This window comes from Pseudomonas sp. GD03875 (assembly GCF_029840585.1).
Classification (GTDB): Bacteria; Pseudomonadota; Gammaproteobacteria; order Pseudomonadales; family Pseudomonadaceae; genus Aquipseudomonas; species Aquipseudomonas paralcaligenes.
On sequence record NZ_JAOCCV010000033.1, the window covers coordinates 47455 to 59506 of the forward strand.

The following is a 12052-nucleotide window of genomic DNA, read 5'->3' on the forward strand; positions in this document are numbered from 1 at the left end:
GATGAGCAAAAGCCGCCTTTCATTTTTGGATCGTTACCTGACGCTCTGGATCTTTCTCGCCATGGCGATTGGCGTCAGCCTGGGTAGCCTGTTTGAAGGCCTGCCGGTCTGGCTCAACAGCCTGTCGGTGGGTTCGACCAATATCCCGATCGCCATCGGCCTGATCGTGATGATGTACCCGCCGTTGGCCAAGGTCAGGTATGAAGAGCTGCCCGAGGTGTTCAAGGACAAGCGCATTCTCGCGCTGTCGCTGATCCAGAACTGGGTGATCGGCCCGGTACTGATGTTCGCCCTCGCGGTGATCTTCCTGCGCGATTACCCCGAATATATGACAGGCCTGATTCTTATCGGTCTGTCGCGCTGCATCGCCATGGTGCTGGTGTGGAACCAAATTGCAGGTGGCAACAACCAATACGTCGCTGGTCTGGTCGCGTTCAACAGCATCTTCCAGATCCTGTTTTTTAGTGTGTATGCCTGGATCTTCCTAGGCCTGCTGCCGCCTTTGTTCGGGCTACAGGGCAGTGTGATCGATGTGAGCTTTGTCAGCATCGCCGAGTCCGTGCTGATCTACCTCGGCATTCCATTCCTGGCTGGTTTCCTGACGCGCAAGATCCTGATCAGCCGCAAAGGCGAAGAGTGGTTCAACCATCGCTTCATTCCACGCATCAGCCCGCTGACGCTGGTCGCTTTGCTGCTGACTATCGTCGCGATGTTCAGCCTCAAGGGCGATATGGTGCTGCAACTGCCGCTGGATGTGCTGCGCATCGCCATCCCGCTGGCCATCTACTTCGTGGTGATGTTCTTTATCAGCTTCTGGATGGGCAAGCTGCTGAAGGCTGATTACCCACGCACTACCGCGCTGGCCTTTACCGCCGCCAGCAACAACTTCGAACTCGCCATCGCTGTGGCCATTGCCACCTTCGGCCTGGCTTCGCCAGTGGCCTTTGCCACGGTGATCGGCCCGTTGGTTGAAGTGCCGGTGCTGATTGCTCTGGTCGGTGTAGCCCTCTGGCTCAAGCGCCGCTGGTTCGACCAGCCTCGCGCAACACTCGTTCAGGAGTAGTCGTATGTCTGAAGAACACATCCCTAATCTCGATGCTGAATTGGTCGATCTGCCCACTCTAGACAAGCTCGGCAGCCCGCTTACAGTCACCCACAAGCCGCGCATCCTGCTGCTCTACGGATCGACCCGCGAACGTTCCTTCAGCCGCTTGCTGACCGAGGAAGCGGCGCGCCTGCTGGAGCACTTCGGTGCCGAAACGCGGATTTTCAATCCCTCTGGCCTACCTCTACCGGACGATGCTCCGGACAGCCATCCCAAGGTGCAGGAGCTGCGCGAGCTGATGCAGTGGTCGGAAGGCCAAGTCTGGTGCTCGCCAGAGCGCCACGGCTCAATGACCGGAGTGTTCAAGGCGCAGATCGACTGGGTGCCGCTGGCTATTGGCGCGGTGCGTCCGACCCAGGGCAAGACCTTGGCGGTGATGCAGGTCTGTGGTGGCTCGCAGTCCTTCAACGTGGTCAACCAGCTGCGTGTGCTGGGTCGCTGGATGCGCATGTTCACCATCCCCAACCAGTCGTCCGTACCGAAGGCCTACCTCGAATTCGACGCAGCAGGCCGGATGAAACCATCGGCTTTCTATGACCGCGTAGTGGACGTGATGGAGGAGCTGGTGAAGTTCACCCTGCTGCTGCGTGAGCGCTCCGACTATCTGGTTGACCGCTATTCCGAGCGCAAGGAATCGGCGGAAGAACTCTCTAAACGCGTTAATCAACGTTCCATCTGAAGGATTTTTGATCGTGCAACAACATCCGTATTCCGTGCTGACCTCCGAGCAGGTCAAGGGCCAACTGATCTTCACGCCGTGTCCTGGCACCAAAGACACATCGGTCGCTGAGGCGCTGGACACCCTCAAAGAGGCTGGTGCTTCAGCCTTGCTGACGCTGATGCCCACTGAAGAGCTGACCCAGAACGAAGTCGAGAATCTGCCTGGGCAGTGCCAGCAGCGTGGCATCGAGTGGTTCCATCTGCCGGTGGAAGACGATCAGGCACCCGGCGAACCATTCCAGGCGGCCTGGGATGCCAACCGCGAGCGGATCAAGCAACTGCTCAATGAAGGCAAGAACATTGCCATTCACTGCAAGGGTGGCTCGGGTCGTACTGGGCTGATTGCCGCACAGCTGCTGATCGAGTGCGGTGTTCCATTCCGCGATGCGGTCAGCGACGTGCAGGCGCTGCGTCCTCGTGCGATTCAGCATCCCGCGCATATCAACTACATCAGCCAGTTCGACATCGCCAAGTCGTAATTGCCCGCTGCTAGCCGCCCCGAGAGAACAAAAACATGACCATCAAAGTAGGTATCAACGGTTTCGGTCGCATCGGTCGTCTTGCCTTGCGTGCGGCCTGGAGCTGGCCAGAGTTCGAGTTCGTGCAGATCAACGACCCGGCAGGTGACGCCGCGACTCACGCCCACCTGATCAACTTCGATTCGGTGCATGGCCGCTGGAACAACGAAGCCAGCTCCGAAGGCGAGCATGTTGTGATCGATGGTAAGCGCATCAAGGTGACGGCCAACAAGGCGATTGCTGACACCGACTGGTCGGGCTGTGATCTGGTCATCGAAGCCAGCGGCAAGATGAAGAGCGTTGCGGTGCTTCAAGCCTACTTGGATCAGGGTGTGAAGCGTGTGGTGGTGTGTGCGCCGGTCAAGGAGAAAGGTGCGCTGAATGTGGTCATGGGCGTCAACCAGCATTTGTTCGACCCCGCTCAGCACCGCATCGTTACCGCCGCGTCCTGCACCACCAACTGCCTGGCTCCAGTGGTCAAGGTGATCCACGAGAACCTGGGCATTCGCCACGGCTCGATCACCACGATTCACGACCTGACCAACACCCAGAGCATCCTCGACCAGCCGCACAAGGATCTGCGTCGTGCCCGTGCCTCGGGCATGAGTCTGATCCCGACTACTACGGGTTCGGCTACCGCGATTGCCGAGATATTCCCCGATCTGCGCGGCAAGTTGAATGGGCATGCCGTACGCGTACCGCTGGCCAACGCCTCGCTCACCGACTGTGTGTTCGAGGTCGAGCGCGCCACCTCAGTGGATGAGGTCAACGCGCTGCTTAAAGCTGCCGCCGATGGCCCGCTGAAAAACATCCTCGGTTACGAAGTGCGTCCCCTGGTCTCCATCGACTACCGCACCGACCCGCGTTCTTCGATCATCGATGCACTGTCGACCATGGTGGTCAATGACACCCAGGTGAAGATCTACGCCTGGTATGACAACGAGTGGGGATACGCCAACCGTGCTGTCGAACTGGCCAAACTGGTCGGCTTGGCCGGTTAACAGGGAGCGATCATGAAGGCGTTGTCAGCCCTTTCCCCGGAAGTGCGCCAGTACTTGCTGGTCACCGGCAATTACTGGGCCTTTACCCTCACCGATGGCGCGTTGCGCATGTTGGTGGTGCTGCACTTCCATACGTTGGGCTACACGCCGCTGCAAATTGCTGCGCTGTTCCTGTTCTACGAGATCTTCGGCGTTATCACCAACTTGGTGGGCGGCTACCTCGGGGCTCGGCTGGGCCTGAATCGCACCATGAACATTGGCTTGGGCCTACAGGTTGTGGCCTTGCTGATGCTGACGGTGCCCGCCGCCTGGCTGACCATCCCGTGGGTGATGGGCGCTCAGGCCATGTCGGGTATCGCCAAAGACCTCAACAAGATGAGCGCTAAGAGTTCGATCAAGCTGTTGGTGCCTGACAACCAGCAAGGCACGCTCTACAAGTGGGTGGCGATCCTCACCGGCTCAAAGAACGCGTTGAAAGGGGTTGGCTTCTTCCTAGGCGGTGCGTTGCTGGCATTGATGGGGTTCACGGGCGCAGTGCTGGCGATGGCCGCAGTGCTGGCCCTGATCTGGATAGCCAGCCTGTTCCTGCTGAAGAAAGACCTGGGCAAGGCCAAAGCCAAGCCCAAGTTTCGCGACATCCTCTCCAAGAGCCGGGCGATCAACATCCTCTCCGCGGCCAGGTTGTTCCTTTTCGGTGCCCGTGATGTGTGGTTCGTGGTGGCCTTGCCGGTCTACCTGAGCACCGTGTTTGGCTGGGACTTCTGGCTGGTGGGCGGCTTCTTGGCAGCCTGGGTGATCGGCTACGGCATCGTGCAGTCGTTCGCCCCGAACATCACCGGGAAAAAACGTGGTCATGTCCCCGATGGGCGAGCTGCCTTTGTTTGGGCGGCACTGCTGGCTGGCTTACCTGCGGCTATTGCCCTCGGTCTTTCGGCGGGGTGGGCGCCCCAGGTTGTGCTGCTGGGTGGGCTGATGGTATTTGGCGCGCTGTTTGCGGTGAACTCGTCGCTGCACAGCTACCTGATCGTCAGCTACGCCAAGGAGGATGGCGTGTCGCTGGATGTGGGCTTCTACTACATGTCCAACGCGCTGGGGAGACTGATCGGTACGTTACTCTCGGGCTGGGTATTCCAGGCTTATGGTCTGGAGGCCTGCCTGTGGGTTTCCAGTGCGTTTGTGCTGGCCGCTGCGCTGATTTCCATCGCCTTGCCTAGGCACCTCGATGCGGCTCCGCAGGCCTGATCAAGCGGCTTAGAGCGGAGGCTTTCAGGCCTCCGCCGTTGCCAAAAACTGCTCGATCTCGGTTGCCGTGCTGCGTGCCGTGCGGGTCACCCCGATCAAGGTTGCTGAAGCCGATCCCGTCCATTCGCCGTAGCCCACCAGCCAGAGCCTGGGTTCGTGGGCGGCGCGAGTCCCCTCAACCTCGACTCGCCCCTCATCGTTGATCAGCCCCAGGTTGGCCAGGTGGCCCAGCGCGGGTTTGAAGCCGGTGCACCAGATCACTGCATCGACCATGGTCTCCGTGCCATCGGGCCAAACCACACCATTACGGGTGAAGCGTGTGAAGGGGCGCACTGCGTGCAAGACGCCACGTTCACGCGCTTCGACCACGGGCGGTACCATCACCACATCGCCCAGCCCGCCCACTGGTTGTTCGATGACGCGACCTTCCTGCTGGGCTTTCCAGCGGTCGGTCGCTCGCTCGAACAACACACGACCATCGACATCGTCGGGCAGAAACAGCGGCTCGGTGGGCGTCACCCAGGTGGCGTCGGCCATTTTGGAGACCTCTGCCAGGATCTGTGCCCCGGAGTTTCCACCGCCTACCACCAGCACCCGTTTGCCTGCGAACGGCTGGGCCTCGACATAGTGGGCCGAATGCAACTGCTGGCCGCGGAACAACTCGATACCCGTATAGCTTGGGATATGAGGATTGCTCCAGGTACCAGCGGCGCTGACCACCGACTTTGCATCCCAATGCCCTTGCTCGGCATGGACGCGCAGCGCGCCATTGATGCGCTCGACCGAGGTGACTTGCACGGGGCGCTCGACCGGGAGCCGGTAGCGCGCCTCATAGCGTGTCAGGTAGTCGATGACGTGATCACGTGTGGGGTAACCCTCTTGAACTGGCGGCATCATCCAGCCGGCAATCGAACTCCAAGTCGCCGGCGAAAACAGTCGCAAGGAGTCCCAGCCATGACGCCAGGCCCCGCCGGGGCCATCCTCGGCATCGAGCATCACAAACGACAACCCCGTGCGCCGCAGAAAGTACGCGGTGGCCAACGCGGCTTGGCCGCCGCCGATGATGACTACATCCCACTTATTTTCAGAGCGAGCTTCCACTGAGGGACTCCAATCGGATCGATTGCACAGTGTAAAAGCCCGAGTCAGTCAGAACGCTGATCTATCTCAGGTAATTACCTGCTCACTTGCCTTCGCGATCTGGCAACTCACTGACTCTATGCTCTGGCACCAGATCGACCAACGGCGCGATCATCATCTGAGCAGTGCGAATCCAAGAGTTCAAAGTCTCAAGATCTAACAGCACTGATTCGGCTACCTCCCAGACGCAGGATTCCTCGGTTGTAACCGGTGGTAGAGTGCCTTCGACCAACGCCAGGGCCATCGTATGCAGCTTCAGCAAGTCGTCGCGTAGCGCAATCATCCCACCCACCTCAGCCAGACTAGTTTCCAGTCGATCGACCAGTCCGAGTAGCTGTGACGTGTCGAAGCTGTTGCGCAGCTTGTCCAATGCCGCGGCGTCCACCTCTCCACACGGCGTAACGCGAAAGGATGCGGGAGGTATGTTGATCATGTGGCCATCTCGGTATCGGCCTGGCGGGTCGTGCTGACTCGCAGCGAGCCGGCGGCTTGTTGAAACACCGAATCCTTGATCCAAGGCTCCGGTGGCCGATTGAGCTTGAGGTTGAACTCGCCGAAGCGCTTGACGTTGCTGGTCAGGTAGGGACTGAGGAACGACACGTCCTCATCAGTGAACTGCCAGCCCTCGCGGGCCAGTTTCTGCAGGATGCGCATCATGTCCACAGTGTTCTGCAGGATCACCGACGAGGCCACCATGTCGTTGTAGCGCAGCCGTTTCTGCTGCTCGTCCGGATCGTTCTCAGCAATCACATCGCCGCCGAAGGACAACCACTTGGAGAATCCGTTGTAGGACTCGATCTTGTTGGTGTTCGCGGTGACCTCCTGGCGCAACTCGCGACTGCCGATCCAGTTGAGCAGGAAGATTGTACGGATCACGCTGCCCAGTGCCTGTGCCGCATGGTAGAGCTTGTTGCGCCGGCTGTAGGAACCGAGTTTTCGCAGCAGCATAGGCGAGGAGATTTTGCCGGCCTGGATCGATAGTGCGACCTGCATCAGATCTTGCCAGTGGGTTTCGATCAGGTTCCAGTCGGCAGTGTCGGTGAACAGGCGGTTGATATGCTTGTACGAGGCGCCGCGATCCGGTCGGCACATCACCAGCTCGCGCCAGTTGCGAATACGTGGCATCAGATTAATGCCCAGCAGATGGGTGAAGGCAAAGACCGTCGCCGATTGCCCCTGAGTATCGGAATACACAGTGTCTGCCTCGACACTGAGATCAGCCTTTAGCAGCCCCTCGATCACATAGATCGCCTCCCAGATGCCCGGCGGGATGAAGTGCTGGAACACTGCGATGTAGTTATTGGCCACATGCCGGTACGCCACAGCCCCCATCTTGCGGTAGCGGAAGTGATAGCCGGCCAGCAGGTTGTCGTCATAGAAGTCAAACTGCGTACCGTCCGCGGCCACCGCTTTGCCGTCGCCCCAGAGCTTGGGCAGGTCGAGCTGCAGGTAGAGTTCCACCAGCTCGCGGTTAGCTTTGTCCAACTTCTCCAGCGAGAGGTGACGGCGATTGGTATAGGAGAGCATGTGCGGCGTGACATTACCGGCCAGATGCCGCGCGGCCTGGTTCGGGCCTAGGTTGCAGCCCATGGCGAAGATCGTCATCAGGTAACGCTCGGCCGGATCTTTAAGCTTCGGCTCGTTCCCGGACATCGGCCCGAAATGCCGAGTGAACTGAATCCAATGCTCTATGTTGGCCATGATGTCGAGCACGTGCCTGGCCGGCATGCGCTGCATGAGCGCTGTCTGCAGCGATATGGCCGATGGCGGGATGTCGCGCGCGGTCACTCGGCGCAGCACAGGCTCGCCGGCTTCATTGATCGATACGTCACCTCGGCAAGCTGGGAATTTTTCATCCAGCTGCTGCGCGGTTTCCTCCAACTGGGTTTTAAGGGAGGCAACAAATTCCATCGCCGTACCAGGCAGCCCCACCTTTTCGCAGTAAGCCGGTAGTCGCTGGAGACATTCTTCCCAGGGCAGCAACTGCTTGCGATAGTCGGCGAAGGATTCCGACCCTTGTACGCACATGTCGCCGGATCGCAGCTCGTTGGCCAGATAGGAGAAAACGCAAACCTCCAGATAGCGCCGGTTGGTCGGTGGCCCCTCACTGGAAGGGCGACGACCTTGACCCAGCGCTCCGACGCAAACGACAAATCGACGTGCTCGTCGATCCATTCACGGTGTAGATTTTCGCTGTCCTGGATAAGCTGAAGTGCCTGAATCAGCGACCGATCCTGAGTCGTGGGCTCCAGTTGGAGAAGGTGACTGAGACGGAACAACAGCGATCGATGGGACCTGAAGTGCTTCCAGATCAGCGGCAGGTAGTTATTACCGCCGGTAGCTTGGACTTCGGCGCAAGTCTCACGCAGCCGATCCAGATTGCCATCGGGAGAGAGGTATTCCCGAATCAGGCTGCCAGCCTCTTGGTCATCCGGTCTTGAACGAGAATCTGCACCACGCCGTCCAGGGTGGCCGCCAGTTGCTCCAGCTTCTGGCGTTGCCGCGCCTGGATCTGCTCCAACTCCTCCTTGGCGCGCTTGTGGATCGTCGAAATCCGCCGGATGAACATCTCGGCCAGGTGATCCCGAGTTCGCACCCGCATCCGATAGATCAAGGCCAGCATCAGGGTGTAGCGTTTCGGCAGCGAACAGTCCTTCAGCTCGGCGACGTCCGACGCAGCAGCTTGGGCAGCAAAGTGGCGGATCTTGGTATCGACGATTCCTTCAAAAATGGCACCCAGATCCCCGAAGCTCTCAAGCCAAGCCAGATGATCGATCAGCACTTCCAGGTGCTTGCGAGATGGCTTCTTGGGCGTCTGTTTCAGCGCATTGAAGTCGCTCTGGCGTCGGCCGAAGTCCGTGTCGAGCAGCTCCTTTAGCTTGTGGATCACCTCGATTGGCGTTCTGGTTACCACGAGGTTGAATATTGTCTCTTGGGATTCGGCATGAATCCGCTCAGCGAGATCATTCAGGGTCGAGTACGCAGGGAGCTCATAATCCTGGCGGATCAGTTCTTCAATCACGGAGTTGATGATGTCGGCACGCTGGTCAAGCACGAACGACATTGCTTTGGCATGCCGCTCGGCGAGCTCGATAGCATCAGAGCCGTAGAATGCAGTCACACCGAGACGAGCTCGGATCGCGTTCATGTGGCGATATTGCTGAAACCACTTGTATTCCGCGAATTTCACCTTGCTACGCTGACCCAACTCTCCGCGAATGAACTCCACCAGTTGATCAGGCACGTCGGTGATGTCAGGAAAATATCGAAGTACCTGGAAGGTCTTGAGCAGGACGGCGAGATTGAGGTGAAAGGGGGCCTTGGACTTGCTTCGTACCCACTTAATCTCATCATCTGAGAAGGAAAAATCACGCTGCAGCTCAGCTTTTGAATACGTCTTTGGCAGAGTGGGGTACGCCGTGCGCTCTAATGAAGCCATAGGACCTCCTTTTCTGAGGAGCCAGAAAAGATAGTCCACGATCAGGGGCTGTGCGGGCAATTTAGAAAATCGTTCAGCATCAGCATCTTACGAGCGAAGTGAGTGAATTTTCCCTTTATCTCGGCATGACCCCCTTACCAGCAGGTATCCGACAGTTGGTAAAGGGGGCAGGGGAGCAGTCCCATAGCAAACCCCACAGATGTGCAACACTGAGTGCAGGGTCTTTAGCGCAGGTGCCCGACCATGAACCAGGAATTGCTAAAGCTCGTCACTGAGAAGGTGCTGTTGGCAGGGAAGCTCCTTGCAGCCGAGTGGGATCTTCCAGGCGGGCCGCGTGGCTACGGCGACAAGGCAGAAGTAGACGCCGAAATCGAAGTGGTACTGCGCAGGGGGCTCCTTGACCTTCTGCCATGCGATTTCTGGGGAGAAGAAACAGGCTCCAGCCTGGCTGGCCACGAGTATTGTTGGGTTGTAGACCCCAACGATGGAACCAGCGATTTTCTACAAGGGCATAAAGGATCTGCAGTTTCAGTAGGGCTTCTGCGCAATGCGACGCCCGTTCTCGGTGTGGTCTACGCACCGGTCACTCCAGATCTGGGGCCCGATTGCATCTCATGGGCGGAAGGCTGCGGAAGCGTTATCCGCAATAACCACAAAGTGAGCGCTCAGCTTGCGCATCGAGCTCTGGACGCGGGCTGCCAGGTCCTGGTGAGCACTGCGGCAATTAACAAGCCAGAACTCAACGCCGAGCTGTGCGCGCCCGCAGCTTTTGTTCCTTCCCCCAGCATTGCGTATCGCTTGGCTCGCGTAGCCGCCGGCGACGCTATTGCGGGAATTTCTCTCGTGCCGGTCTCGGCTCATGACGTCGTTGGTGGCCATGCTCTGCTAATCGGGGCTGGCGGTGTGTTGCTTAACGAAGATGGCGTAACAGTGACTTACGACTCAGAGGCCCGGATGAAAATAGTGTCGCTACGTTGCTTTGGTGGCGCCCCCAGTGTGTGTAGCGCGTTAGCCCACAGAGAGTGGGGAAAGCTCTTTTGAGGGCTCGGACGAACGATCTTTACTGATGAATATGCATATATTTTTGCACTTTTCACCATGACAGCTTAAGGCCTCTAGAATAAGGGTTCCAGTGCCGGCAGATGTGCTGTTCTGCAGATTTATTTGCAGATTTAGGCGGGCAGCAGGTCCCTTAGCTGTCACTTTCTTCATTAGGCACCGTGGCGGTGTAGCGGATTACATCACGGATGCGAAGAGCGGCTTGTAACTCCAAAACATTGAGGTTCGGTGAGGCAAGCCTGGCAGAGGTGTTACGGATCCACTGGAGCGATGCCGATCGTAACTGATCAACCTCCATTTCACTCCACCCGTCCTGCCGCATTCGAACAAGGGCTAAATCAAACACCGGCTGGAGGAGTCCGCGGATGTGGTGGTCGGACAATCCCGGTCGCCCTCTCAGGGTACATAGTAGAGGTACGGCCTCGTCGTCGGAGGGCAGGGGAGGTAGGTTTAAAATGCGCCGGTAACGTGCAAGGTAAACATCCAGGTACTCCTGCGGCGCACGAACTCTGTCTATCAACCGGCCGCCTTTACGCAAATAGAGCCACCAGAGACCAGCAGCGTCCCTGCGAAAATCCTTCATCGCCGGAGCGTCGCGCCCTGTACCTGATAAATCGGATACGTTCAGGTACATGGCGTAAACGGTGGCGAGGATGAATAACGTCCGCTCATGTCGGACGTCTTCTGAAGCCATACCAGCTGCTGTATCAATCACGTATAGCCATTGATCCTTGCTCAGCGAACGCGCTCCATCGTTCCGCAGGATACGGCCTCCACGAGTAGGAAGGCGTCTAGATGCGAATGGGTTGACGTTGGTTAGATCCTCACCAACGGCATAGACAAAGAGGCATTTGCACACAGATATGCACTTATTAAGGCTTGCCTGAGATAGGCCCACTGGTGGACCGGATAGCGGAGGAGGTGCGGATCCTGAGGAGGCAGATCGATCGCGTTTTGGACTGTGCCAATTGAACGGCCGCCAGTCTCCATTGACCATGTAGCTGTCTGACTCATGCGCCATCCTACTGCCAATGCGAGTGAACCTACCCCTTACGACCGGCCCAACCCAGCTGTTCGGCGGTTTAAGGCAGAATGCTATGAAGCTCTTGCTATCCGAGTGGTTTAACTCGAGGAGCGGCTTCTGGGCCTCCAGGAGCGACCAAAGAAGTAAGCACTCTGCATGATTTCGGTAGCTGTTGAATGTTGTCTCGTTGTCGCTGCGGGTTTTTAGGAAAGCACCTACTGCAGCGTATCCCTCCTTGGCGCGAAGCGCCGCCGGAAACCCTTCCAGGAACGCGCGCACCTCAGGTAGCTCATATCGCAGCTCTGGGGATTTAAACTCGAGCTTCTTGAAACGAGTGAGTACCTCAAAAAGAGGTTGTGGCGCGATCTTCATGACGTTAATCCCGGCTCTGAGCCCTAAGAGCCATAAGGGAATCGGCGTGCGTACCTGAGCGCGACGTGAGTCGTACTGATTCAGGCTAGTTCCGGGTGTCTAGGGGATCAACTGATCGAGAGATGCGTGGCCGAATCGAATGGACGCGCTGGCGAACTGAAGATTAGAAACGGAGAGGCAGGTGAACCAAAGATTCGAAATGGAAAGGTCATCCATGAGCTGAAGATTAGAAATGGGATTATTTCGTGAACCAAAGATTGGAAACGGGAGGGCATGGAGTGAACTGAAGGTTAGAAACGGAGAGCTCACTCCCGTTTCTAATCTGTAGTTACCAGAAATTCGAATCTTTAGTTCAGATCACTGCATGGAGGAGACTCTCCTGGGTTCTGTCGGGATATTCTTTATTTAACATAATATACATTATGCGAAGCC

Annotated in this window: 9 protein-coding genes and 1 pseudogene; 6 read left to right on the forward strand and 4 right to left on the reverse strand. The window is 57.8% G+C overall.

Annotation, left to right across the window (positions count from 1 at the left end; translation table 11 throughout):
* The first annotated feature begins 1 nt into the window (after position 1).
* From arsB to arsJ, 5 genes are read left to right on the forward strand one after another with little or no spacing between them, the layout of a single operon-like run.
* Positions 2-1063: an ACR3 family arsenite efflux transporter gene (arsB, locus tag N5D30_RS21890; RefSeq protein ID WP_134293823.1), complete on the forward strand. Its 1062-nt coding sequence runs from the start codon at positions 2-4 to the stop codon at positions 1061-1063.
* A gap of 4 nt (positions 1064-1067) precedes the next feature.
* Positions 1068-1784, forward strand: a complete 717-nt coding sequence (arsH, locus tag N5D30_RS21895) for an arsenical resistance protein ArsH (RefSeq protein WP_134293822.1) — start codon at positions 1068-1070, stop codon at positions 1782-1784.
* A 13-nt stretch (positions 1785-1797) separates the two neighbouring features.
* A complete protein-coding gene (locus N5D30_RS21900; protein ID WP_236204893.1) occupies positions 1798-2304 on the forward strand; it encodes a cyclin-dependent kinase inhibitor 3 family protein in 507 nt (168 codons plus the stop codon).
* A gap of 35 nt (positions 2305-2339) precedes the next feature.
* On the forward strand, positions 2340-3344 hold the full coding sequence (locus N5D30_RS21905; RefSeq protein ID WP_279910679.1) for an ArsJ-associated glyceraldehyde-3-phosphate dehydrogenase: 1005 nt from the start codon (positions 2340-2342) through the stop codon (positions 3342-3344).
* 12 nt (positions 3345-3356) lie between these two features.
* Positions 3357-4586 carry an organoarsenical effux MFS transporter ArsJ gene (arsJ, locus tag N5D30_RS21910; protein WP_279910680.1) on the forward strand — a complete coding sequence of 410 codons (1230 nt, stop codon included), beginning with the start codon at positions 3357-3359 and terminating at the stop codon, positions 4584-4586.
* Between the two features lie 24 nt (positions 4587-4610).
* On the opposite strand, the gene N5D30_RS21915 is transcribed toward arsJ, so the two are convergent.
* The 3 genes and pseudogenes from N5D30_RS21915 to N5D30_RS21925 all read right to left on the reverse strand — a co-directional run bounded on the left by N5D30_RS21915 (position 4611) and on the right by N5D30_RS21925 (position 9165).
* Complete coding sequence (locus tag N5D30_RS21915) at positions 4611-5687, reverse strand: ArsO family NAD(P)H-dependent flavin-containing monooxygenase (RefSeq protein WP_279910681.1); 1077 nt, start codon at positions 5685-5687, stop codon at positions 4611-4613.
* Positions 5688-5769: 82 nt separating this feature from the next.
* The gene (gene tnpC / locus N5D30_RS21920) at positions 5770-6159 is read right to left on the reverse strand and encodes a Tn3 family transposase post-transcriptional regulator TnpC (RefSeq protein ID WP_134293817.1); all 390 of its coding nucleotides are present in this window, start codon (positions 6157-6159) and stop codon (positions 5770-5772) included.
* A pseudogene (locus N5D30_RS21925) lies at positions 6156-9165 on the reverse strand (Tn3 family transposase). The gene tnpC and the pseudogene N5D30_RS21925 overlap by 4 nt, the downstream one beginning before the upstream one ends.
* 243 nt (positions 9166-9408) lie before the next feature.
* Here N5D30_RS21925 and N5D30_RS21930 point away from each other — a divergent pair.
* Complete coding sequence (locus N5D30_RS21930) at positions 9409-10206, forward strand: inositol monophosphatase family protein (RefSeq protein ID WP_081672366.1); 798 nt, start codon at positions 9409-9411, stop codon at positions 10204-10206.
* Positions 10207-10357: 151 nt separating this feature from the next.
* On the opposite strand, the gene N5D30_RS21935 is transcribed toward N5D30_RS21930, so the two are convergent.
* Complete coding sequence (locus N5D30_RS21935; RefSeq protein WP_256604830.1) at positions 10358-10939, reverse strand: hypothetical protein; 582 nt, start codon at positions 10937-10939, stop codon at positions 10358-10360.
* Between the last annotated feature and the right edge of the window lie 1113 nt (positions 10940-12052).